The 22379-nt window shown below is 59.1% G+C and carries 21 protein-coding genes; 12 read left to right on the plus strand and 9 right to left on the minus strand.

The window, feature by feature from the left end:
* Window positions 1-123: 123 nt before the first annotated feature.
* The gene (tpx, locus tag BK662_RS20900; protein WP_123359645.1) at window positions 124-624 is read right to left on the minus strand and encodes a thiol peroxidase; all 501 of its coding nucleotides are present in this window, start codon (window positions 622-624) and stop codon (window positions 124-126) included.
* A 297-nt stretch (window positions 625-921) separates the two neighbouring features.
* On the opposite strand from tpx, the gene BK662_RS20905 reads away from it, so the two are divergent.
* A complete protein-coding gene (locus BK662_RS20905) occupies window positions 922-1347 on the plus strand; it encodes a YciI family protein (protein WP_123359646.1) in 426 nt (141 codons plus the stop codon).
* A 186-nt stretch (window positions 1348-1533) separates the two neighbouring features.
* On the opposite strand, the gene BK662_RS20910 is transcribed toward BK662_RS20905, so the two are convergent.
* The 3 genes from BK662_RS20910 to nirA all read right to left on the minus strand — a co-directional run bounded on the left by BK662_RS20910 (window position 1534) and on the right by nirA (window position 4595).
* On the minus strand, window positions 1534-2205 hold the full coding sequence (locus BK662_RS20910; protein WP_123359647.1) for a DUF3313 domain-containing protein: 672 nt from the start codon (window positions 2203-2205) through the stop codon (window positions 1534-1536).
* Window positions 2206-2430: 225 nt separating this feature from the next.
* Window positions 2431-2925: a DUF934 domain-containing protein gene (locus BK662_RS20915; RefSeq protein WP_123359648.1), complete on the minus strand. Its 495-nt coding sequence runs from the start codon at window positions 2923-2925 to the stop codon at window positions 2431-2433.
* Window positions 2922-4595, minus strand: a complete 1674-nt coding sequence (gene nirA, locus BK662_RS20920) for a nitrite reductase NirA (protein WP_123359649.1) — start codon at window positions 4593-4595, stop codon at window positions 2922-2924. The genes BK662_RS20915 and nirA overlap by 4 nt, the downstream gene beginning before the upstream one ends.
* Window positions 4596-5028: 433 nt before the next feature.
* Here nirA and ccoN point away from each other — a divergent pair, with 433 nt between their 5' ends.
* Both ccoN and BK662_RS20935 read left to right on the plus strand, forming a co-directional pair.
* Complete coding sequence (ccoN, locus tag BK662_RS20930) at window positions 5029-6456, plus strand: cytochrome-c oxidase, cbb3-type subunit I (protein WP_123359651.1); 1428 nt, start codon at window positions 5029-5031, stop codon at window positions 6454-6456.
* Window positions 6457-6471: 15 nt separating this feature from the next.
* Entirely contained in the window at window positions 6472-6693 is a 222-nt protein-coding gene (locus tag BK662_RS20935) for a cbb3-type cytochrome c oxidase subunit 3 (protein WP_123359652.1), read from the plus strand.
* 135 nt (window positions 6694-6828) lie between these two features.
* Here the strand turns inward: BK662_RS20935 and BK662_RS20945 are convergent, their stop codons facing one another.
* Entirely contained in the window at window positions 6829-7323 is a 495-nt protein-coding gene (locus BK662_RS20945) for a hypothetical protein (RefSeq protein ID WP_123359653.1), read from the minus strand.
* Between the two features lie 234 nt (window positions 7324-7557).
* Between BK662_RS20945 and BK662_RS20950 the strand changes: the two genes are divergently transcribed.
* A complete protein-coding gene (locus BK662_RS20950; RefSeq protein ID WP_123359654.1) occupies window positions 7558-8250 on the plus strand; it encodes an aspartate/glutamate racemase family protein in 693 nt (230 codons plus the stop codon).
* 26 nt (window positions 8251-8276) lie between these two features.
* Here BK662_RS20950 and BK662_RS20955 read toward each other — a convergent pair whose 3' ends face one another.
* Complete coding sequence (locus tag BK662_RS20955) at window positions 8277-8804, minus strand: GNAT family N-acetyltransferase (RefSeq protein WP_123359655.1); 528 nt, start codon at window positions 8802-8804, stop codon at window positions 8277-8279.
* Between the two features lie 329 nt (window positions 8805-9133).
* Between BK662_RS20955 and BK662_RS20960 the strand changes: the two genes are divergently transcribed.
* From BK662_RS20960 to BK662_RS34910, 4 genes are all read left to right on the plus strand, one after another.
* Complete coding sequence (locus BK662_RS20960) at window positions 9134-9928, plus strand: hypothetical protein (RefSeq protein WP_259695947.1); 795 nt, start codon at window positions 9134-9136, stop codon at window positions 9926-9928.
* Window positions 9865-10812 carry a fatty acid desaturase family protein gene (locus tag BK662_RS20965; protein WP_259695948.1) on the plus strand — a complete coding sequence of 316 codons (948 nt, stop codon included), beginning with the start codon at window positions 9865-9867 and terminating at the stop codon, window positions 10810-10812. Before BK662_RS20960 ends, BK662_RS20965 begins: the two co-directional genes overlap by 64 nt.
* Window positions 10813-10815: 3 nt before the next feature.
* Window positions 10816-11574 (plus strand): metal-dependent hydrolase, encoded by a 759-nt coding sequence (locus BK662_RS20970; RefSeq protein ID WP_123359656.1) that lies wholly within the window; start codon window positions 10816-10818, stop codon window positions 11572-11574.
* A 181-nt stretch (window positions 11575-11755) separates the two neighbouring features.
* The gene (locus tag BK662_RS34910) at window positions 11756-11905 is read left to right on the plus strand and encodes a hypothetical protein (RefSeq protein ID WP_185047173.1); all 150 of its coding nucleotides are present in this window, start codon (window positions 11756-11758) and stop codon (window positions 11903-11905) included.
* A 126-nt stretch (window positions 11906-12031) separates the two neighbouring features.
* Here the strand turns inward: BK662_RS34910 and BK662_RS20975 are convergent, their stop codons facing one another.
* Both BK662_RS20975 and BK662_RS20980 read right to left on the minus strand, forming a co-directional pair.
* Window positions 12032-13012, minus strand: coding sequence for a LysR substrate-binding domain-containing protein (locus BK662_RS20975; RefSeq protein ID WP_123359657.1), 981 nt, complete (start codon window positions 13010-13012; stop codon window positions 12032-12034).
* A gap of 270 nt (window positions 13013-13282) precedes the next feature.
* Entirely contained in the window at window positions 13283-13723 is a 441-nt protein-coding gene (locus BK662_RS20980) for a carboxymuconolactone decarboxylase family protein (RefSeq protein ID WP_123359658.1), read from the minus strand.
* Window positions 13724-13927: 204 nt separating this feature from the next.
* Here BK662_RS20980 and pdxR point away from each other — a divergent pair, with 204 nt between their 5' ends.
* The 3 genes from pdxR (at window position 13928) to BK662_RS20995 (ending at window position 16424) form a co-directional block, all read left to right on the plus strand.
* Window positions 13928-15361, plus strand: a complete 1434-nt coding sequence (gene pdxR, locus BK662_RS20985) for a MocR-like pyridoxine biosynthesis transcription factor PdxR (protein ID WP_123359659.1) — start codon at window positions 13928-13930, stop codon at window positions 15359-15361.
* 123 nt (window positions 15362-15484) lie between these two features.
* Window positions 15485-15778 carry a putative quinol monooxygenase gene (locus BK662_RS20990; RefSeq protein WP_063343499.1) on the plus strand — a complete coding sequence of 98 codons (294 nt, stop codon included), beginning with the start codon at window positions 15485-15487 and terminating at the stop codon, window positions 15776-15778.
* Window positions 15779-16004: 226 nt separating this feature from the next.
* Complete coding sequence (locus BK662_RS20995; RefSeq protein WP_123359660.1) at window positions 16005-16424, plus strand: cupin domain-containing protein; 420 nt, start codon at window positions 16005-16007, stop codon at window positions 16422-16424.
* 190 nt (window positions 16425-16614) lie between these two features.
* Here the strand turns inward: BK662_RS20995 and BK662_RS21000 are convergent, their stop codons facing one another.
* Window positions 16615-21522: an NAD-glutamate dehydrogenase gene (locus tag BK662_RS21000; RefSeq protein WP_123359661.1), complete on the minus strand. Its 4908-nt coding sequence runs from the start codon at window positions 21520-21522 to the stop codon at window positions 16615-16617.
* Between the two features lie 503 nt (window positions 21523-22025).
* Here BK662_RS21000 and BK662_RS21005 point away from each other — a divergent pair.
* Window positions 22026-22379 (plus strand): hypothetical protein, encoded by a 354-nt coding sequence (locus BK662_RS21005; protein WP_123359662.1) that lies wholly within the window; start codon window positions 22026-22028, stop codon window positions 22377-22379.

Below are 22379 nucleotides of genomic sequence, written 5' to 3' on the forward strand. Positions count from 1 at the left end.
AGCAAAGCGCCTTTACCGGCAATTTACCTTTGGCTTACGTAACAGGAGGTTTGGCTAAGACACTGAAGCACAAATGAAAACGGCCTGGACAGGGCCAGGCCGTTAACAATTGTAAAACCGCGCTTATTTCAAAACAGCGAGTGCCGCTTCGTAGTTTGGTTCTTGACCGATTTCGCTAACCAGTTCGCTGTGCAGAACCTTGTCGTTTTCGTCCAGAACCACGACGGCACGGGCGGTCAGGCCTTTGAGTGGGCCATCGGCAATCGCCACGCCGTAGTTCTCGATGAACTCGGCACCGCGCAGGGTCGACAGGTTCTGCACGTTTTCCAGGCCTTCAGCGCCGCAGAAACGAGCCTGGGCGAACGGCAGGTCAGCGGAGATGCACAGCACCACGGTGTTGGCGACATCATTGGCCTGGGCATTGAACTTGCGCACGGAGGTGGCGCAGGTCGGGGTGTCGATGCTTGGGAAGATGTTCAACACTTTGCGCTTGCCGGCGAAGCTCGCCAGGGTCACGTCGGACAGATTGCCGGCAACCAGGGAAAAGGCTGGCGCCTGGGAACCGGCTTGTGGCAATTGGCCGTTGACTTGAACCGGGTTGCCTTTAAGAGTGACTTGAGCCATGAACGGAGTCCTTCTGAACGTTGATGTAGAGAATTTTGACGAGGCCGAAGTTAACCACGAAATCGCCTGACGACCTATGCCCAGATACAAATTGTGATATGTCGTCGCACAAAAATGGATACAGGTGTTTCAACAAAACTTACTAACACTGCACCACCCTGTGGGAGCGGGCAAGCCTCGCTCCTACAGAGATAGGGGCAAAAGGTTTGTAGCGATTTTCCTTTGGCCGCATTGTCGATTTAGCCCATGGCCATTCGACTAGACAGTGAGTCACTCAAATCCAGCGGAGACAAGACCATGCGATTCATGATCATTGTGAAAGCCAGCCCGGATTCCGAGGCCGGTGTGATGCCCAGCGAAGAACTGATGACTGCAATGGGCAATTTCAACGAGGAACTGGTCAAGGCCGGCATCCTCATCGATTGCGACGGCCTGCAGCCCAGCAGCAAAGGCGCCCGCGTACGTTTTTCGGGTGACCAGCGCACGGTGATCGACGGCCCGTTCGCCGCCACCAAAGAGCTGATCGCCGGCTATTGGTTGTGGCAGGTGAAGTCGAAAGAGGAAGCGATCGAGTGGGTCAAGCGCTGCCCCAACCCGATGCCGGGGACAGAGGCCGAGATCGAGATTCGCCAGGTGTACGAGGCCGAAGACTTCGGTGCCGAGTTCACACCGCAATTGCGCGAGCAGGAAGAGCGAGTGCGTACGCAGGCGAAGAAGAACTGAATCACACCTGATGCACCGTAGGCGGGGATATCGGGGTCTCAAGGGGAAATTAGTAGTACCGGGAGACCGCTTTCGCGAGCAAGCCCGCTCCCACATTTGATCTCTGGTGTTCACAAAATCTGTGATCGAAACAGAATCAATGTGGGAGCGAGCCTGCTCGCGATATAGGCCCTCAGCCCCGCCGCATTACTTGGACTTGAGCTTCAGATACGACTGATGCATATCCGACGCCCAGCCATCGATCACGTTTTTCACGTCACCGGCCTTCATCACCTGATCTGAGTTTTCCAGCGGTTTGCCGATGCCCTTGCGCACCACCTGGGCCACGACTTTGTTGTTGCCGCCATCGAGAAACACCGCTTCGGTGGCCAGATTGGTTTCCTGGTCGCGAATGCCGCTGGCTGTACTGACTGCCGCTGCCACCAGGGCGATCGGGATCACTTCATAAGGCTGAAGGCCTTCGGTCTTGCTGGTGACAGAGGTGATCGCCGCACGCACCACCATCACGCCGGGGCCGGGGCCGTTGGCCAGTGGCAGGGATTTGCCTATTTCGCGTTTAAGTGCTTGATCGTAGTAACTGGTGATGCCGTTCAGTGTGGTCTGCGGGATTTTCACCGTCGGTTGCGGTTTGGGATAGAGCTGAGTCGGCTCGATGTAGACACTGGTGAATTTTTTGACATCGAGCTTGGGGTCCATCCAGCGCATCACCACGGCGCCCGATGGCGACTTGGCTTCCTTCAGCTGACTGTAGTCCTTGAGAAAACCGGAATACTGGTCTGGCTCAACGACTTTACTGGAGCACCCCACCATCCCGATAGAGGCGATGCACAGTGTGCTCATCATTAACGCAAGCTTCATGCTGTAACTCCTGTCAGAAGGCCGGGCAACAATATTGCATAGAGGAATTACAGGTATAGCCAATGCCCGGCACTTTGTTTTCAAAAAACACAATATTCATCTATTGCCGCAGCATATCGTTGATATTCGAAGGGCTCTTCGCGGGCAAGCCACGCGCCCACAGGATTTTCGTCGCTCAAAACTCTTAATTTACTAGCATTGGGACAGGCCCCCTCGCCACAGGCTTCAGCGCCGTCTGAACAACGGCCGCGGCTCAATCACCGAGCGCCCATAAAGCACACTCATCCCGGCCAATCCCTTCAGCGCATCTTCGGCGGATTTGTCTTCGCGCACGGCAAAGCTGTCGAAACCGCATTGGCGCATGTGGCTGAGTTGATCGCGCAGTACATCGCCAATCGCGCGCAATTCGCCTTGCCAACCGAAACGCGTACGCAGCAGATAGGCCTGGCTGTAGGCACGTCCGTCGCGAAAACTCGGGAAGTCCAGGGCAATCAACGGCAGGTCGGGAAACCATGGGGCCAGGTTTGTCACTTCGTCGCTGGGACCCAGCCAGACGCCTTCGAGCGCTGATGTCCTGTCGGCATTCAGGGTCAGCCACTGGGGTAACGGCAGTATCAGCGGCCCGGCCGGCAATTCCTCCGTTGTTTCACGAATCAGCTGCCACGGATCATCGCGCACCCACTCGGCGCCGCGGTCTTGCAAACGCAGCAGATTGTTCATGCCGACACCTCCAGCATTTTCGGGTATACCCGCTCCTTGAACGGCTCCAGACCGATGCGCGCAAAGGTATCGACGAACAGCTCCTCGCTTTCCCGGTAGCGAACGAACGTGGCAATGATCCGTTCAATGACATCGGGCACTTCGGCAGCGCTGAAGGACGGGCCGATGACTTTGCCCAACGCGCTGTTCTTGCCCTGGGCACCGCCGAGGGTGATCTGGTACCACTCGCTGCCGTTCTTATCGACGCCAAGAATGCCGATGTTGCCGATGTGGTGGTGGCCGCAGGCGTTCATGCAACCGGAGATGTTCAGGCTGATGTCGCCCAGGTCATGCAGGTAATCCAGATCCTCGAAACGCGCCTGAATCGCTTGTGCTATGGAGATTGATTTGGCGTTGGCCAACGCGCAAAAGTCACCGCCGGGGCAGGCGATGATGTCGGTTAGCAAGCCGATGTTGGCGCAGCCCAGGCCTTGCTCGCAGGCCAGGCACCACAGTAGATAAAGGTCAGCCTTGGGCACATCCGGCAGGACGATGTTCTGTTCATGGGCGATGCGGATTTCGCCGAAACCAAACTGCTCGGACCACTGGGCCACCGCTTCCATTTGCTCGGCGGTGACATCCCCCGGCGGCGCGGTGATGCCCGGCTTGGTCGACAGCACCACGCTGGCGTAACCCGCCACCTTGTGCGGTTGAACATTGCGCGCCACCCAACGGGCGAATGCCGGTTTCTCGGCCAGGCGTGTACCGAAGTCCAGATCAGTGCCGGCCAGTGGACGGTAATCGGGCGGCACGAAGGCACTGGCGACACGCTCATATTCGACGTCGGTCAACTGCGCCGGACCGTCCTTGAGGTACACCCACTCCTCCTCCACTTCCCTGGCGAACGCCTCGATACCCAAAGCCTTGACCAGAATCTTGATCCGCGCCTTGTACTTGTTATCGCGCCGTCCGTAACGGTTATAGACCCGTAACACTGCCTCGACATAGGACAGCAGGTGCTGCCACGGCAAGCCTTCGCGAATCTGCAAACCGAGGATCGGCGTGCGCCCCAACCCGCCGCCAACAATCACCCGCAAGAGCATTTGCCCGCGGTCATCGCGATAAAGATAGAGGCCGATGTCATGCATCATGATCGCCGCGCGGTCCTGCTTCGCCGAGCAGATGGCGATCTTGAACTTGCGCGGCAGGAACAGGAATTCCGGGTTGATGGTCGACCATTGCCGCAGGATCTCAGCCAGCGGGCGCGGGTCCATCAGTTCGTCCGCCGCGACACCGGCGAAGGCTTCGGTGGTGATATTGCGCACGCAGTTGCCGGAGGTCTGGATCGCGTGCATTTCCACTTGGGCCAGGCGTTCGAGGATGTCCGGCACCTGAGCCAGTTCGATCCAGTTGAACTGCATGTTTTGCCGGGTGGTGAAATGGCCGTAGCCACGATCGTAATCCCGCGCGATGCTCGCCAGAATGCGCATTTGCTTCGCGCTCAGCGTGCCGTAAGGAATCGCCACGCGCAGCATGTAGGCGTGCTTTTGCATGTACAGGCCGTTCTGCAGACGCAGGGGCAGGAATTCTTCTTCGCTCAAATCGCCTGCCATGAAACGTTCGACCTGATCGCGAAACTGCGCAACACGCTCGAACACCAGGGCCCGGTCATAGTCGTCGTATTGATACATGTGGCTGCCACCTCATCAGGATTATCGGGCTCTGCGGCTAATGCCGGTCAGTCAGGGATTTGAATGCCGCAATCCATGTGGGAGCGAGCCTGCTCGCGATGACGGTTGCACATTCAACACATGTGCTGCTTGTCAGTCCGCTATCGCGAGCAGGCTCGCTCCCACAAGGTCTGCGCCTTAATTGGTCGGCATCAGGCTCTGCGGCTCGTTCTTGAGGTGGCGACTATGCACCTACGGCGCAGCGCGTTACAGATTCAGCTAAACACCAAAAAACCGTATCAGAGCACGGCCTATGTCCGCAGGCTCGCGTCGCATCTGATCCGTACAAACTCGGTTTTTCTGAGTCTGTTTTGTTTGCAACAGGGTTTCTACAGTTCATGGCATGCCAGACCGGATGGCCTGGCAAGACTTTGCAACCGTGGAAGAACTGACCATGAGCACAGCAACAATCGGACAGGCCTATAACTACAAGGTCGTTCGCCAATTCGTCGTGGCAACCATCGTCTGGGGTGTCGTCGGGATGGCGATGGGGGTATGGATCGCCTCGCAACTGGTGTGGCCCGAGATGAACCTCGACCTGCCGTGGACCACCTTCGGCCGCTTGCGCCCGCTGCACACCAGCCTGGTGATTTTCGGCTTTGCCGGCAGCGCGCAATTCGCCGCCAGTTACTACGCGGTGCAACGCACCTGCCAGGTTCGGCTGTACTCCGACAAGCTCGCTGCGTTCACCTTCTGGGGCTGGCAGTCGGTGATCGTGGTGATGCTGATTACCTTGCCGCTGGGCTACACCACCACCAAGGAATACGCCGAGATCGAATTCTCCGGCGCGGTGTGCATGACGGTGGTCTGGGTCGCTTACGCCATCGTGTTCTTCACCACCGTGGTGCAACGCAAGACCAGGCACATCTACGTCGGCAACTGGTTTTTTGGTGCGTTCATCGTGGTGATCGCCACGCTGCACGTGGTCAATCACCTGTCGATCCCGGTGGACTGGTTCAAGTCGTATCCGGTGTATTCCGGGGCCACCGACGCCATGGTGCAATGGTGGTACGGGCACAACGCCGTGGGGTTCTTCCTGACTACCGGGTTCCTCGGGATGATGTATTACTTCGTGCCGAAACAGGTCGGGCGGCCGGTGTATTCCTATCGTTTGTCGATCGTGCATTTCTGGGCGCTGATCACCCTGTATATCTGGGCCGGCCCGCACCACTTGCACTACACCGCGCTGCCGGACTGGGCACAGTCGCTGGGCATGGCGATGTCGCTGATTCTGCTGGCGCCGAGCTGGGGCGGGATGATCAACGGCATGATGACGCTGTCGGGCGCCTGGCATAAGTTGCGCACCGACCCGATCCTGCGCTTTCTGGTGCTGTCATTGGCCTTCTACGGCATGTCGACGTTTGAAGGGCCGATGATGGCGATCAAAACGGTGAACGCCCTCTCCCACTACACCGACTGGACCATCGGCCACGTTCACGCCGGGGCCCTCGGTTGGGTGGCGATGATTACCTTCGGCGCCATCTACCACATGGTCCCGAAAGTCTTCGGTCGCCCGCAGATGCACAGCATCGGCCTGATCAATGCGCACTTCTGGCTGGCGACCATCGGTACCGTTCTGTACATCGCGTCGATGTGGGTCAACGGCATCACCCAGGGGTTGATGTGGCGCGCGATCAACGACGACGGCACGCTGACCTACTCCTTCGTCGAAGCCTTGCAGGCCAGCCATCCGGGGTTTGTCGTGCGCTTTGTCGGTGGGGTGTTCTTCCTCAGCGGCATGTTGCTGATGGCCTACAACACCTGGCGCACGGTGCGGGTGGCGGACGTGAAAATGGCTGAACTTGAAGCGCAGATTGCCTGAGGCAAGGAGCCTGACATGATCGAGATGGTGTTGAATCTATTGGGTGTTTTGGGGCTTTGGCTGGCGGTCGAGTATTGCCTGAAACATCAGACGGCCGAGAGCCTGGACGATGCCAGCCTGATTCCGTTTGCCGATGGCCCCGAGGTGGCACGGCGGGTGGAATTGGCCACCGGAAAGAAAGTGAACGCCGTCGCGCCGGCAGAAGTGAAGCCGGGTTGGGGCAACCTCGAAATCTGATACACCACGATCACTGTGGGAGCGGGCTTGCTCGCGAAGGCGGTGTGTCAGGCAACATTGATGCCGACTGACACTCCCTCTTCGCGAGCAAGCCCGCTCCCACAGTGGTTATGTGTTCGTCACAAATAACACGCTTCAGCCGCGCTCGCGGGGAATCAGGCTCTGCAGCTGCTGCGCCAGGAAGTTCGCATCGAAGGCAAAGGTGTCCGGGTCTTTCAAGCCATTGGTCTTGCGCCACTGCCAACTGCTGGAGGGCGGCAGGCACACCAGCGAAATGCTGCCATAACGCGCCGCGGTCAAGCCCATCACTGCCAGGGAAATCTGCCCACCCGCGCCCATCACGTCCGGCACAAACTCCACCGGTTTACCGGCGATCACAATGGACAGTTTCTCGGTCTTGAACGTCGACGTCTCAAGCGGCACGCTCGGCCCGGACGCGACATACGCCTCGCGGCTCACTTCCAACAGATTCGGCGTCAGGACCGGCGCCAGCCACTGCTGGATCTGATCGAACAACTCACCAATGCGCGTCGCCCACACGGCCGATTGCGACTCAAACAGTTGCTTCTTGTGCGCTTCGCTATCTGCATAGTGGCGAAGCATCTCGCCCAGTTGCTGTACATCGTCCATTGCGGTGTTCCTTTGGTTGAAGCGGTGCTGCGGACTTTGAGCATGGCAGATGCCGACCGCTCGCGTACAGAAAAGGTGCGAACGGCTACAGAGTCTCGGTAGATGAAAAAGCACCATGACACTTCACCGAAAGATGAACGGTACAGTTGATTTTCGCTGGTATCCGCCGTTGGACAAACGGAAACTCCCTTCAGGCCTGCCCTATCAACACAGGCCATAGCCTGAGGAAATCCAATGCGCACCATCGGCCTTATCGGCGGCATGAGCTGGGAGTCCAGCGCCGAGTATTACCGTCTCATCAACCAGCAGGTACGTGATCGCCTCGGGCCGTTGCGCTCGGCGAAATTGCTGATGTACAGCGTCGACTTCGGCCCTGTCGAACAGGCCCAGCATGCCGGGCGCTGGGACGACGCTGCGGCGATCCTGGTGGATGCAGCCCAGCGTCTGGAAGCGGGTGGCGCCGAGTGCGTGGTGCTGTGTACCAATACCATGCACAAGGTGGCCGGGCAGATTCAGGCAGCGATCGATATTCCGTTCCTGCACATTGCCGACCCGGCCGGCCAAGCGGCACTGGACGCTGGCGCGCTGCGAGTGGGTTTGCTGGGCACCGCGTTCACCATGGAACAGGACTTTCTCAAGGAGCGTCTGACGGCCAAAGGCCTGACGGTGCTGGTGCCGGAAGCCGAAGAGCGCCAAGCCGTGCATCGGATCATCTATGACGAGTTGTGCGTCGGGGTGATCAGCGAGGCCTCACGCCAGGTCTATCAACGGGTGATCGAATCGCTGACCGAACGCGGCGCCCAGGCGATCATTCTCGGCTGTACCGAAATCGGCCTGCTGATCAAACCCGAGCACAGCGCCCTGCCCTTGCTCGACACCACCGAACTGCATGCGCAGGCGGCGGTGGCGTTCGCGCTGGGCGACTGACTCGCACAGGATTTTCGTCGCTCAAATTACCGGCATTGGGCCTCGGGCATGCGACGCAGGCGCGCCATGCTCAGGGTATCGACCAGCCGGCCGTCACGCACGGCGTAATCGCGAAACAGGCCTTCGGTCTCGAAACCGAATTTCTGGTACAGACCGATGGCCGCTTCATTGTCGGCGTACACCGAGAGTTCGACCCGTTGCAGGTTCATCCAGTTGTCGGCGACGTCCAGCGCTGCTGCCAGCAGTTTCGAGCCGACGCCCTTGCCCTGCCACGCCACGGCGACCCCCATGCCGAAGCTGCCGGCGTGGCTGCGGCGGATTCGCGAAAACTGCTCAAGGCCAATGTTGCCGATGACCGCTCCCTGGTGCAGCGCCACCAGTTTCACTGCCCGCTCGTTGTCCGCCATCAGCCGTTGGCGCCAGACCTCGGTGGACTGAAACGGCATCTGCAGCACCTGCCGTGCCACGGCCGGGTCGTTGTAGAGCGCGGTGATGCCCTCGATGTGGGATTCGTTGAAGCGTTCGAGGTGAATGGCGGGGTCGTGGTCGGGCATGACGGTGTTCGTCCTTGATCGGTGTGTGGCTGACCACTCTAAACCGCACGCCCTCTGCGTGGCGATAACAATTGAAGGTGTATCCACCTGTGGCGAGGGGGCTTGCCCCCGTTCGGCTGCGTAGCAGTCGTAAACCCGGAAAATGCGATTTATCAGATACAACCGGGTTGAATGATTTTGGGGCTGCTGCGCAGCCCAACGGGGGCAAGCCCCCTCGCCACAAATGAGCGGGGTCAGTCATTGCGGCCCCATCATCAGACGTTCACACAAGCGCAATACAGTAACGCGGATTGATTTCTCGCCCCTTCAATCTGTGAGCCGAATACGTAATGTTGCCTGTTGCCGAGATAGAAGCCGCCTTGAAAAACGGGATTGCAAAGATCCCTGATCGTTACGCTGGCAGCAATGAAGTGGGGGCCTACTGCCCCACTAACGACGTTGAGATCAACGTTCGATTTCTAACGCCAGCTGACATTCCCTCGGTGCTTGAACTTGAGCAAAGGAAGTGGGAAGACGATCAGCGCGCCGAAGCCTCCATGCTGGCGTCACGGATCGCCTCTTTCCCGGCATTGAGTATCGGCGCTTTTTGCACTCGCACGGGGACTGCGCTGGCGTCGTTGTTCATGAAACCTACCCGGCACGACAGCATACGCAAGTGCCCGACATGGGCAGACTGTGCAAGAAAACAGGACGGCGAGGAGTCCGCAAAAACCGGTGTGTTGTTTGGCATCAGCCTGAGCAGTATTGATCCGAAAGCGGTGCAAGCGATTTTCGAGTTCTTTTGGCCCCATGCGCTGAAGGCGGGATGGTCAGACATCTATCTTGGCTCGCCGGTCCCGGGTCTTCGTCATTGGGCCTCGCAGAATCCTGATCTTCCAGTAGCGCAGTATGTGCGAGGTGAACGCAAGGGCCTGCCGCTGGATCCGCAACTGCGGTTTTACTTCAAAAAAGGCTTTCGCAAGATCGTCGCCATCAACGACAACTATTTCCCGCATGAGCCTTCGCTGGATGTCGGCGTGCTGATCGTAGGTAAAGTGCCGCTCTCCGGCCTTTCCTTCATATGGAAGAGAGTTCCACTGCCCTGGCTGCAGCGCATGAAAAAACTGTGCTCCGTGTGCTTGTGAACGCCTCTCTGACAAAAGCGCAGCACGTCGATGCCGGCTCGCGCTCCAACCTGCCCAGCTATCTGTTCATGGCCCTGTGCGTCTTGAATACGGCCGCGATTGCCTGGTTGGCTGCGCACGCGGGGTATGGATGGCTGGCCGTTGCTCCGCTGATCGTGCTCCAGGCGATCCTGATGATTGGTGTTCAGGAGATCAAGCATCAGGCTGTGCATCGTCAGTTTCTCGTTGGCACGCGTCTCAATGATGCAGTGGGTGTGTTCGCGGCTGCCATTTTCGCCGCCAACTTCGTCGGCTACCGCTACTTTCACCTCGAACACCACCGCAAAACCTGCCAGGCCGATGATCCCGAAGGGCTGATGTACGAACAGACATGGCGGACACGCCTGATCAGCCTGCTGGGTGCAGCGGAGCAACTATGGGTTACCGTCACCACCAATATTATTTCCCGACGCTACACACCCCCTCGCGCGGTCTGGCGCTGGCGCTGGAACAATGCCTTGATCGTCGTTTTCGTTGCAGTGCTGGGGTTAGGCATCCATGAGGTGCCTCGACAAATTGTGTGCGCCTATCTGCTCCCGTATTGCCTTTTTGCCTGGATGGATTTCTGGCTGACGCAGGCCGAGCACTATGGCGTGCCGATCTCGGCTCAAGGCTCGCGCCGCGCACCCGCTGACATCACGACGGATTTATACCTGCCAAGGCCTCTGTCCTGGCTCATCCTGAATCGCTCGCTGCATCGCATTCACCACCACGCGCCGGCGACCCGCTGGTTCCATGCGTACGCTCAATCGAGGGCTCTGGCCAAACGCAAGCCAGGTGGCGTGACGGACCTGCCCACCTTCTTTGCAACCTGGATGCGACTCGGTCCCCGACTCTGGAAGTAAGCCATGACAGACGCACCTATCGAACCGCGGCGCGCAAAGATTGCCGAGGCCGACATCTTCAAGCCCTTCTGGAACGACACATCGATCAAGACCTATCTGTTCGATGCCTGTTCGGTACTGCTTCCTGCCGGTGAGCAATTCGTGATTTCGGTGGTGGAGTCATCTGCGTTGCGGTTGCAACAAACGTCGGCGCTTGCCGAACATTCGCGCAGTTTCGTGGCAGAGGAACGGGCCCACCAGCGAGCGCACAGGCTGTACAACCAGCAACTGGAAACCCAGGGGTTTGAAGTCAAGAAGTTCGAGCACATGATCGAAAAAGATCTCGAGGCTCTTCAGTCGAAATTGTCACTCAATGCGCAACTGGCATTGGCTGCTGCGTTCGAGCACGTGACGGCTGTCATGTCCGCTGCCGCCTTGCGCAGAAACGGCTTGCTCTCGGTCAAGGAGTCACCACAGACCCGCCTGTGGCGATGGCATTGCGCTGAAGAAGTGGCGCACCAGCACGTCACCACGGACCTGGCGCGGTCGCTGGGCATACCCTATTGGCAGCGGATTCTCTATTTCCTGGCAGCATCGGGGCTCATGGCGTTCGATGTCATTCGCCACATGCACAGTTTTGCCCGCCTCGACATCGCCCGCGGCCGCGTCAGCTCGAAGGAAGTACGGCGTGCCGTGGGCAGCTTGCTGTTTCGCGATGGCGCCAACCTGGCATTGATGGCAATCGGATGGGCCGCCTACTTTCTTCCGCTGAAAAAAAGTTAAGAGGTCAGCCCGATAAAAGAGCGGCAAGGCTGGACGGTTGAGGCGCCAACCACCTGCTAGAGTAAAAAGCATATCAATCGACTATCCAGCACCGGAGTCGTGCGCTGCCACCTGGCTTTCGACTTGTGAAACGACGTTATTGGCCGGACTGAATGTCACCTTCGGAAATGAGGAAATTTCTATGAAAGGTTTGCTTCGCGTCGCAGGATTCAGCTTGATGGCGCTTTTCGCAAGTTGTGGTGTCGGTGCTCAGACCGTGCACAGTCATGCGGCGCCGCCTGCCTTCACCGCCACAGCGGCCGATATCCAAGGGGATAGTCAAAGAAATTGATCGTTCCCATGTTCCACGCAGGCGTGGGAACGGGCTTGCTCGTGAAAGGCGACCTGCACAGTCGATATTGATGTCGAATGTGATGGCCTCTTCGCGAGCAAGCCCGCTCCCACATTTGAACTGTGGCTACCCTTCAAACCACTCCCGCCGCTCGTTGAAGGTGTTGTGGATCAGTTCGACGATTCCCTGCACCTCGGCCTCATTCCGGGAGTCGGCATTGACCGCCATCCACACCTGGCGCTGCATCGGTTGCTTGAAGAGCCCGGGCAATGCCATCAGCCCCCGGTCGAATTGGCTCATGTAGTGCGGCAACAAACCGATGCAGGCGCTGCAACGGATCATCTCCAGCATCAGCTCATAGGAATGCAACTGCACCACCCCTGCCAGGCGCTGCTCCACCAGACTGTTCCATGGGCCAAAAGCGGTGACCTGACGGTCGTGTTGCCATTGCACCAGCATGAAATCGGCCAGGTCACCCAGGCTGTCCGGCCGCGCCGCGACCCGTGAATAGCGTTTGGCGATGTGCGGCAGATAGTCCAGCCGTGCCAGACGCTGGGGTTCGCTGATGGCGAAACTGGGGCCTGGCAACGGCGAATCGGTGCCCGCCAGCCACACCACCACATCGGCACTGATCGCTCGCAGGGACAGTTCGCTGTCCAGGGAGATGATGTCCAGACGCACACTGGCGTTGCGCCGCAGCAGCGAGACCAGATCGCGGCCGAGGATGTGGTGCAGGATTGATTCGGCCACGGCCAGGCGAATCAAGGGCTGTTCGATCACTGGCAACTTGCGTTCATGGGCCAAGGCAATCAACTGCGCCTGAAACTGCAAGCCGTCACGACTGAGGGCAAAGCCATTGCCCGAATGGCTGAACAGCGAACACTGCAATTGCGCCTCAAGTTGCGCCAATTGTTTACGCAACTGGGTCGACTTGATGTTGAGGCTGCGGGCCGCTTGCATGAAACAGCCGCAACGGGCACTGACCCGGAAAGACTGCACCAGCACCGGATCGATTCTGGCCGCCAGCGTGTGCAAGGATTCGCGCTGTTTTACGGGCCTGCGGTACTCGGCCACACCCTGACGCCCGGTGGATTCCATGAATGACATTGATGACTCCCTGTCGATCTGTCCTTGTACGTTTCATCCTGCTGATCGTTCATGAACCTGATGTGACAGCCGGGTAAAAATTGAATCAACTGCCTGATACCTGCAGGAGCGAGCGGTGCGGCGATCCGACTTGCCCGCGAAGGCGGTGCGTAGGAACTGCCGAAGGCTGCGATCTTTTGATTTTGGCTTTGTTGATTGATCGAGGGTATAGGCAAGGGCAAGATCAAAAGATCGCAGCCTTCGGCAGCTCCTACAGGGTTTGCGCTTGAATCAACCGCTGGGCATTTGCCGAAAGCTCACCGCCAGGCGATTCCAGCTATTGATGGTGCTGACGGCCATCGTCAGGTCGACCAGTTCACCTTCGCTGAACTGCTCCCGGGCCACTGCGTAAACATCGTCCGGTACGTGGCTTTCCGAAAGCAGGGTTACCGCTTCGGTCCAGGCCAGGGCCGCCCGCTCCCGAGGGTTGAAGAAGTTGCTGTCGCGCCAGACCACGATCGCATACAGCCGACGATCGCTCTCACCGAAGCGGCGCGCGTCCACCGAGTGCATGTCGGTGCAAAAGGCGCAGCCATTGAGCTGCGAGGCGCGGATTTTGATCAGGTTCAGCAAGGCCGGTTCAATGCTCAGATCGCGGGTCAAGGCCTCCATGGCGATCATGGCTTTCATCGCTTTGGGGGATGCGCTGTAGTAATCAAGACGGGCGTTCATGGGGCGACCTCGTGGATCGGATCAGTGCCTCCACACTAGCCGCCGATGCACCCGCGTTACAGACCCAATTCAGCGAAAAAACAATGGACCGCCCGGCAGCAGGCCAATCGCAGGTTTTTCGCCCACGCAACTTCTGCGCAGCCGTTCATGCGGGTAATCTGGCGCGACGCACAGTCGCCTAAACCGCCCAGGAGCCCCGCCGGTATGGAACTTCATGTTGTCATCAACGGCCGCAAGGACCTGGCAGGCCAGTTGTACCGGCAACTGCGCGATGCCATTGAGTCCGGTCGCCTGACAGCCGGGACGCAGCTGCCGCCCAGCCGCTTGCTGGCCGAACAACTGGGGATTTCGCGCAAGACCATTTCCGACACGTATGCACAACTGACCTATGAGAACTTCCTCACCGGGGTGATCGGCAAGGGCACTTACGTCAATGCCCGTCCGGCAAAAATCGTCCACAAGCAGAGCCATTCGGAGCTGGCGAGCTTTGATGTCATCGAACGCTGGCGCAGCCTGCCGACATTCTTGCGCCACCCGACGCTGGAAGGCTCGTTGCGTTACGAGTTCATCGGTGGCGCCACCAGCAAGGGCCAGTTTCCGCAGGACGATTGGCGCCGCTGCACCTCCCATGCCTTGCGCCAGATTGCCGGTTCCAAAGGTTTCTACAGCCTGCCCGAAGGCCTGCCGGCGCTGCGCAATGCGATCGCACGGCACATCGCGTTTTCGCGCGGGGTCAATTGTCAGGACGAAGACGTGGTGGTGTGCAACGGCGCGCAACAGGCGCTGGACCTGATTTCCCGGGTGCTGACCCAACCGGGCAGCCTCGTCGCCATGGAAGATCCCGGTTACCCGCCAGCACGTCTATTGTTTGGGAGCCATGGCGCAACGGTGGTCGGCGTGCCGGTGGATGCGCAAGGCATTCAGGTCGAGCACATTCCTGATGGCGCCCGGCTGATTTACGTCACCCCGTCCCACCAGTTCCCCTTGGGCATGCCCATGAGCCAGGCCCGGCGCGAAGCCCTGCTCGCAAGGGCATACGAGCTGGGGGCGATCATTATCGAAGACGATTACGACAGCGAATTCCGCTATGAAGGCCGGCCCACCGACTCGCTGCAAAGCCTGGATGAGCGCGGTATCGTCGCCTACGTCGGCACTTTCTCGAAGACCTTGTTGCCGGAACTGCGGCTGGGTTACGCGATTTTGCCGCCGGCGATTCTCGAAGCGGTGATCCGCGCCAAGCAGCTCACCGACTTGCACACCTCCACCCTGCCCCAATGGGCACTGGCCAAGTTCATCGCCGAAGGCTGCCTGCTCAAGCACATCCGGCGCTGCCATACGATTTACGCCGGGCGCCGTGAACGGATCCTGGCACGCATGGCGGGCGATCTTTCGCCGTGGTTTGAAGCGGTGCCGACCACGGCCGGATTCCACATGGCGGTGCTGTGTAAGGTGCCGGTCGATATTCCATTGGTGATCGAATTGGCAAAAAAAGTCGAAGTGGGGCTCTATGCCCTGGACGGCTTTTTTTACCAGCAAGCGCCGCGGGCCGGGCTTTTCCTGGGGTTCGGCGCGATCGAAACCCTGGACATCGACATCGCCCTGGACCGGTTAAGGGACATTTTGCAGCAGCTCGGCTGAGGGATTGGTCTGCGGCTTTATCTGGCGATTGGCTATTGGCGGTCTGGGGGTGCAGGCCTATCCTGATTGGGCGTTATCCCTCAATGAGCAGGATTCGTCCGGCCTGATTCAGGAGTGTGAGCAATGTCCAACGAAGTGATCACCACCGTAAAGGTGCAGGCTGCCGCCGGCCGCTCGGACGAACTGGGTAAGCAACTGCAAAAGATTGTCGACACCCTGCGCGAACTACCGGGCTGTGACTCCTATATGGTCGACCGCTGCCCCGAGGACGACACCCGCTGGACGGTCAGCGCCCGCTGGCAATCGGAAGCGGCCATGCAATCGCATTTCAACTGCCCCGAAGTGCAAGGCTTCATCGGCCTGATCGACAGCCGACTGGCGAATGCCGTCGACTTCAACAGCTTTCCAATCGTTTAAAAGCAAGATCAAAAGATCGCAGCGTTCCGCAGCTCCTACATTGGAATCGCGTGCACCCTTGAAACATCGGGCGGACGCAAATTCTGTAGGAGCTGCGGAACGCTGCGATCTTTTGATTTTGACTTGCTTGATTGGTCCCCTCGCCTTCCCGAAAATTGGCCGTTTGATTGCCCGATAGCGCGGCTTACTGTGCTCCCTGACGACTCACCACCTCAGGTAATCAACCATGAATGCGCTTCGTTTTTTTGCTGCCCCTCTCGCCGCCCTGACGCTGAGTGTTTCAGCCCCGACATTCGCCCACGACACCGCAGCCCCTTCAGAAAAAGTCACCGTCCTGCAGGACCAGATGCTGAAAAACGCACCCGGCAAAAAAGCCTTGATGATCGAAGTCGATTACGAGCCGGGCCAATCGTCCATCGCCCATAAACACCAGGGCACGGCCATGGCCTATGTGCTTTCGGGGGAGATCATTTCGCAAGTCAAAGGTGAAAAAGCGATCACCTACAAGGCCGGCGAATTCTGGTACGAACCGGCCGGGTCGGAACATCTGGTTTCGAAGAACGCCAGCGCTACCCAACCCGCCAAGTTGTTGGTGTTCATGGTGTTGGCTCCGGATGAGAAAGTGTTGATTCCTTTGGAAAACTAATAGCTGAGGCGATGCTGATGGCCCTATCGCGAGCAGGCTCGCTCCCACAGTAGATCGCTTTCTTCTGGAAGAATCCGGTCACCTGTGGGAGCGAGCCTGCTCGCGAAGAGGCCCGACCAGACCTCACAAAACCTCCAGACAAAAAAAAGCCCCATCTCTTTCGAGACAGGGCTTTTTCATTCAACGCCTATCAGGCAGCCGGCTCCAGCTCGGCGCTGGCAGTCATATTGGCAGTGGTAGGCACCACCGCTTGACCGCTCAACGCCAGGTCCAGCAGTTCGCGGTTGGCCACCGCGTACATGGCGTAGTCGGTGCCGCTGGCGGCACGGATTTCCACCAGCATGGCGCGCCAGCGTTCGATCATGCCTTCGTGCTCTTCCATCCACAGCGCCAAGCGTGTTTCCACGTCCTGGGTGCCGTCGCCCTGTTGCAGGACGGAGATGGTGATCGCACGTTGTTGCCAGTCGACATCGTCGCGGAACGCCTCACGGGCCAGGGCCTGCCAGTTGTTTTCAACCGGCAGAGCGCTGATCTGTTGCAGGTACCAGGTGATGTCCAGCGCACTGCCCACGGCGAAGTAGGCCTTGGCCACGTCCGCTGCGTTCTGGCCGGTCACGTCCGAAGCTTCGATGATCGGCAACAAGGTGTACAGGTGGGTGGTACCTGCAACCATGCGCGCCAGCAACTCAGGCACGCCAGCAGCGACGTAAGCCTGGTAGCGGGTCTGCCAGCCTTCGCGGGTCGGGCCTTCCAGCAGTTCGTCGAGCTTGAGGCCCAACGCGGCCAGATGCGGACCGAAGTGTGCGACGTCACGGGCAGCGTTCTGCTCGTTGCGACGGCTGCGCAGGAACCAGCGCGTAGCGCGACGGCCCAGACGCATCAGCTCATCCATCAGCTCCAGTTGCACATCAGCGGAGACCTGGTAGTCCAAGGCTTCGATCTGACGGAACCAGTGCGGGAGATGGAAGATGTCACGCACGATCACGTAAGCACCGGCCACATTCGCCGGGCTCATGCCGGTCGACTCTTTGAGTCGTTGAACGAAGGTGATGCCCATGTGGTTCACCAGATCGTTGGCGATCTGGGTGCTGACGATTTCGCGCTTCAGACGGTGACGGCGCATGGCGGCGGAGAACTTGCTCACCAGCGTCGGCGGGAAAGCGGTTTCCATGTCGCGGGTCAGGTAGTCGTCGTCCGGCACCAAGGAGTTGAGCAGCGCTTCCTTGAGGTCGATCTTGCTGTAGGAGATCAGCACCGACAGCTCGGCACGGGTCAGGCCATGGCCCGCCGCGACGCGCTCGTTGATCGCCTCTTCAGCCGGCAGGAACTCGATGGCGCGATCCAGCTTGCCGCGGCCTTCCAGATCGTTCATCAGACGCTTGTATTCGGCAATCCGCGGCAAGGCACGGCGTGCCGCCAGGGACAGGGCCTGAGTCTGCTTGTAGTTGTTGCCGAGCACCAGGTTGCCGACTTCGTCGGTCATGCTCGCCAGCAACTGGTTACGTTGCTTGTCGGTCATGTCACCGGCGTGTACCACTTCGTTCAGCAGGATCTTGATGTTCACTTCGTGGTCGGAGCAGTCCACACCACCGGCGTTGTCGATGAAGTCGGTGTTGGAACCGCCGCCATTGAGGCCGAATTCGACACGACCCAACTGAGTCATACCGAGGTTACCGCCCTCGCCCACGACTTTGCAGCGCAGTTCGTTGCCGTTCACGCGCAGTGCATCGTTGGCCTTGTCGCCGACATCGGCGTGGCTTTCGGTGCTGGCTTTCACGTACGTACCGATACCGCCGTTCCACAACAGATCCACCGGTGCCTTGAGCAAGGCATTCAGCAGTTCGGTTGGAGTCAGTTTGTCAGCCTGAATGTCGAAACGCTCTTTCATCTGCGGGGAAATCGCGATGCTTTTTGCGCTGCGCGAGAAAATCCCGCCGCCTTCGGACATGATGCTGGTGTCGTAGTCCGACCAGGCCGAACGCGGCAAGTCGAACAGACGCTGACGTTCGGCGAAGCTGTTGGCTGGCTCCGGGTTCGGGTCGATGAAGATGTGCAGGTGGTTGAATGCAGCGACCAGTTGCAGCTTTTCGGACATCAGCAAGCCGTTACCGAACACGTCACCGGCCATGTCACCGACGCCCACCACCGTGATGCTGTCTTCCTGAACATTGATGCCGCGCTCGCGGAAGTGGCGTTGTACGCCGACCCACGCGCCCTTGGCGGTAATGCCCATTTTCTTGTGGTCGTAACCGGCCGAGCCGCCGGACGCAAAGGCGTCGCCGAGCCAGAAGCCGTAGTCGATGGCGATGCCGTTGGCGATGTCGGAGAAGGTCGCAGTGCCCTTGTCCGCCGCCACCACCAGGTACGGGTCATCGTCGTCATGACGCACGACGTTGGCCGGCGGTACCAGCGCGCCGTCTTTCAGGTTGTCGGTGATGTCCAACAGGCCCGAGATGAAGATGCGGTAGCAGGCGATGCCCTCGGCCGCGATCTCGTCTCGGCTGCCGCCCAGTGGCAGGCGACGCGGCAGGAAGCCGCCCTTCGCACCCACCGGTACGATGACCGAGTTCTTCACTTGCTGGGCTTTTACCAGGCCCAGGACTTCGGTGCGGAAGTCTTCTTCACGGTCGGACCAGCGCAGACCACCGCGAGCAACGTTGCCGAAGCGCAGGTGTACGCCTTCAACGCGAGGCGAATAAACGAAGATTTCGAACTTCGGAACCGGCTTCGGCAGCTCTGGAATCTGGTGCGGGTTGAACTTGAAGCTGAAGTAGGACTTGTTCTGACCGTTGGCGTCGGTCTGGTAGAAGTTGGTCCGCAGGGTCGCTTTGATCAGGTCCAGGTAACGACGCAGGATGCGGTCTTCGTTCAGCACCTGAACATCGTCCAGTGCTGCCAGAATCGCGTGTTCCAGGCGTTGCTGCTTGTCTTCCAGATCATCACTGGCCAGCTTGCGCGCCAGGTAGAAACGGGTCTTGAACAACCGGGTCAACTCGCGAGCGATGTCGGTGTGGTTGTTCAGGGTGCTGGCGATGTAACCCAGGTCGAAGCCCAGGCGGATCTGCTTCATGTAACGGGCGTAGGCACGCAGCAGCGCCACATCGCGCCATGGCAGGCCGGCGGTCAGCACCAGGCGGTTGAATGCATCGTTCTCGGCATCGCCACGCACGATGTGGACGAAAGCGTCCTGCAAGGTGTCGTTGAGTTGCTGGATGTCGAGTTCCAGACCTTCGGCGGCGGTGAACGCGAAGTCATGAATCCAGAATTCGCGGCCATTGTTGTGACGCAGGCGATACGGGAACTCACCCAGCACGCGCAGGCCGAGGTTTTCCAGGATCGGCAACACGTCGGACAACGCCAGCGGCGTATCGGCGTGATACAGCTTGCAGTGCAGCATGCGCTGACCGGAAACCTGGGCCAGAGGCTGATAGAAGCTCATGACCAGCGGATTTTTTTCGCTCAGGCTCAGCAGGTGCTGCATGTCGACCACAGCCGAGTGGGCTGCGAAACGCTCGCGGTAACCGGCCGGGAAGCCTTTCGGGAAGTCGGCCAGCACGTTGGTGCCCTGGGCTTCGCCAAAGCTCTCGACCACCAGGCTCGCGTAGTCGTCCTGCCAGCTGCGGCAGGCCTGCACCACTTCTTTTTCCAGCAGAACCGGGTCGATGTCCAGACGGTTCTTCGGATCGACCCGCAGAATCAGTTGCACACGGGCCAGCACGGACTCGGAGAAGAAGGTCCAGAACTCGCAGTCCGAGGCTTTCAGGCGATCCATCAGCACTTGCTGGATCTTCTGGCGCACTTCGGTGGAGTAGATGTCGCGCGGCACGTAGGCCAGGCAGTAGCAGAAACGGCCGTACGGGTCTTTGCGCAGGAACACGCGGATCTTGTTGCGCTCCTGAATCTGCACGATCGACATCACGGTGGTGAACAGCTCGTCCACCGGGGTCTGGAACAAGTCATCGCGCGGCAGCACTTCAAGCACCTGGGCCAGTTCCTTGCCCAAGTGAGCCTTGGCCTGGAAGCCCGAACGCTGTTCGATGATCTCGACCTTGCGACGGATGTAAGGAATGACCCGCACGCTTTCGCCATACACCGAGGAGGTATACAGGCCCATGAAGCGGCATTCTTTAACGACTTTGCCATTGGCATCGATCTGGCGGATCGACACGTAATCGGGGTACGCCGGACGATGGACACGGCTTGGGTGTGCAGCCTTGGCGAACGACAGCGGCGTCGGTTCGCGCAGGTAGTTGACGGCGTAGTCTTCGATGCGCAGATCGTCGACGGTCAGGCCGGCGCGCAGCAGTTTGGTCAGGCCGAGGAACGAGTTCTGGTCATATTCGATGTGACCGCCGTTCTGATCTTCGCCCACCACGAATTCTTCGTAGCCCAGGAAGGTGAAGTGGTTGCCCACCAGCCATTCCAGGAAGCTCTTGATTTCGGACTTTTCGTCGGCGTTGATGATGAACTGGCTGTTGTCGATGCCTTCGATCAGCTCCTTGACCTTGGCTTTCATCGGTTCGAAATCGGCGACCGCGACGCGGACTTCGCCGAGAACCTGCTCCAGCTCTTTGGTCAGGACGTTCAGTTCGGCCGTGTTGGCGCAACGGTCGATTTCCAGGTACATCAGCGATTCTTGCAGAATGCCTTCGCCCTGGGTGCCTTTGGGCAGGATTTCCAGCAGCTCGCCCTTGCTGCCGCGACGCACGCTCAGCACAGTGGTTTGCAGGGTATGAATGCTGTAGCCGCGACGGTTCAGCTCGGTGCGCACCGAGTCCACCAGAAACGGCAGGTCGTGGTGCAGCACTTCGACCGCGGTGTGGGTCGACTGCCAGCCGTGGCGTTCGTAATCGGGGTTGTAGACGCGCACTTGCGGATGCGCGTGATCGAAGCGCTCAAGCAGGCGCCACGCAGAAAGGGTGCAGCCGGCGAGATCGGACAGCCGACGCTGGGTCAGCTCGTCCAGGGAAATAATGCCGAAGAATTGTTCGGCGAACAGCGCCACTTGTGGCAGTGCCTGTTCACTGATGTGCTGCGCCAGTGCCGCTTGCAGTTGGTGCTGGAAGTCGGCTTTGCTGGCTGCGGTGAAGAACGCCATCTGTGGTACTCCGCTTGGGCTTGTTATTGATGGAAGCGTCGCGTGCAAACCCCTTTCGGGGGCAATCCGTCACCCTGTTCCTGATTCTCGGGCAGAGGAAACAGGATGACAGGTGGGTGAAGCTGGACGAGACACTCAGGTCACATTCACCTTCCATTGAATGGGCATCTGCAAAAACGACTGCCAAGGCAACAGGCAATGCCTTTACGGGTGCTCATCCGTTGCGCAGCTTAACGAGTGCGGCAAGGGCCGTGCTTGCAGCGCTGCGACATATTCGGTCATCGGCACGTAACTCGCGGCATGTGCCTCGAACAACACTAGCAGTCGTGCAGGAAAATGGGCACTTTATGCCCGGTTTTACGGCACCCGCGTGCCAAAAATGACCAGTAACACCCCGAATGTTCACGACACATATTCTGACACTCAGCCAAGCAGAAATTCCCCGGGGCTGGCAGAATTGCCTTTTGTTACGTTCACCACGCTCGCCGAGCCAGGATTTTCCCATGCAAATGACAACTGACCTCTTGATCGTCAACCCGTGCGACGAAGAAGAAGACAACTTGGCCATGCTCTGCTGCAACAGCGCCGAGGGCGAAATGTTCCTGATGAGCCGCTTTCCGGACGAGGATGAGCTGGAGATCATCTTCCACGACAAGCCTTCGGCCCTCAACGGTGTGAAAGTCACCCTCAGCCCTGACCGCCTGCTGATCGAGATCGCCGCCACGGACGCCGATGTGCTCGATGGCGATGATTCGCTGGAAATCCTGCACAGCACCGATGCGCAGGATCTGGCTGAAGTGGAAGAAACCTTGCAGAACATCCTCAAGGGGACTGGTACTTATATAAGTCAGCTCTAA

The sequence above is a fragment of the Pseudomonas frederiksbergensis genome (genome assembly GCF_003732275.1).
GTDB lineage: Bacteria > Pseudomonadota > Gammaproteobacteria > Pseudomonadales > Pseudomonadaceae > Aquipseudomonas > Aquipseudomonas frederiksbergensis_H.

Bases quoted from the DNA above. Each gene is read 5' to 3' on its own strand.
- BK662_RS20965 (WP_259695948.1), top strand. From the start codon at position 9,865: ATGGAAGAGAGTTCCACTGCCCTGGCTGCAGCGCATGAAAAAACTGTG.
- BK662_RS20910 (WP_123359647.1), bottom strand. From the start codon at position 2,205: ATGAAGCTTGCGTTAATGATGAGCACACTGTGCATCGCCTCTATCGGG.
- BK662_RS21000 (WP_123359661.1), bottom strand. From the start codon at position 21,522: ATGGCGTTCTTCACCGCAGCCAGCAAAGCCGACTTCCAGCACCAACTG.
- BK662_RS20915 (WP_123359648.1), bottom strand. From the start codon at position 2,925: ATGAACAATCTGCTGCGTTTGCAAGACCGCGGCGCCGAGTGGGTGCGC.
- BK662_RS34910 (WP_185047173.1), top strand. From the start codon at position 11,756: ATGAAAGGTTTGCTTCGCGTCGCAGGATTCAGCTTGATGGCGCTTTTC.
- ccoN (WP_123359651.1), top strand. From the start codon at position 5,029: ATGAGCACAGCAACAATCGGACAGGCCTATAACTACAAGGTCGTTCGC.
- BK662_RS20995 (WP_123359660.1), top strand. From the start codon at position 16,005: ATGAATGCGCTTCGTTTTTTTGCTGCCCCTCTCGCCGCCCTGACGCTG.
- BK662_RS20935 (WP_123359652.1), top strand. From the start codon at position 6,472: ATGATCGAGATGGTGTTGAATCTATTGGGTGTTTTGGGGCTTTGGCTG.
- BK662_RS20980 (WP_123359658.1), bottom strand. From the start codon at position 13,723: ATGAACGCCCGTCTTGATTACTACAGCGCATCCCCCAAAGCGATGAAA.
- BK662_RS20960 (WP_259695947.1), top strand. From the start codon at position 9,134: ATGTTGCCTGTTGCCGAGATAGAAGCCGCCTTGAAAAACGGGATTGCA.
- BK662_RS20955 (WP_123359655.1), bottom strand. From the start codon at position 8,804: ATGCCCGACCACGACCCCGCCATTCACCTCGAACGCTTCAACGAATCC.
- BK662_RS20990 (WP_063343499.1), top strand. From the start codon at position 15,485: ATGTCCAACGAAGTGATCACCACCGTAAAGGTGCAGGCTGCCGCCGGC.
- BK662_RS20975 (WP_123359657.1), bottom strand. From the start codon at position 13,012: ATGTCATTCATGGAATCCACCGGGCGTCAGGGTGTGGCCGAGTACCGC.
- tpx (WP_123359645.1), bottom strand. From the start codon at position 624: ATGGCTCAAGTCACTCTTAAAGGCAACCCGGTTCAAGTCAACGGCCAA.
- BK662_RS20970 (WP_123359656.1), top strand. From the start codon at position 10,816: ATGACAGACGCACCTATCGAACCGCGGCGCGCAAAGATTGCCGAGGCC.
- BK662_RS21005 (WP_123359662.1), top strand. From the start codon at position 22,026: ATGCAAATGACAACTGACCTCTTGATCGTCAACCCGTGCGACGAAGAA.
- BK662_RS20905 (WP_123359646.1), top strand. From the start codon at position 922: ATGCGATTCATGATCATTGTGAAAGCCAGCCCGGATTCCGAGGCCGGT.
- BK662_RS20945 (WP_123359653.1), bottom strand. From the start codon at position 7,323: ATGGACGATGTACAGCAACTGGGCGAGATGCTTCGCCACTATGCAGAT.
- BK662_RS20950 (WP_123359654.1), top strand. From the start codon at position 7,558: ATGCGCACCATCGGCCTTATCGGCGGCATGAGCTGGGAGTCCAGCGCC.
- pdxR (WP_123359659.1), top strand. From the start codon at position 13,928: ATGGAACTTCATGTTGTCATCAACGGCCGCAAGGACCTGGCAGGCCAG.
- nirA (WP_123359649.1), bottom strand. From the start codon at position 4,595: ATGTATCAATACGACGACTATGACCGGGCCCTGGTGTTCGAGCGTGTT.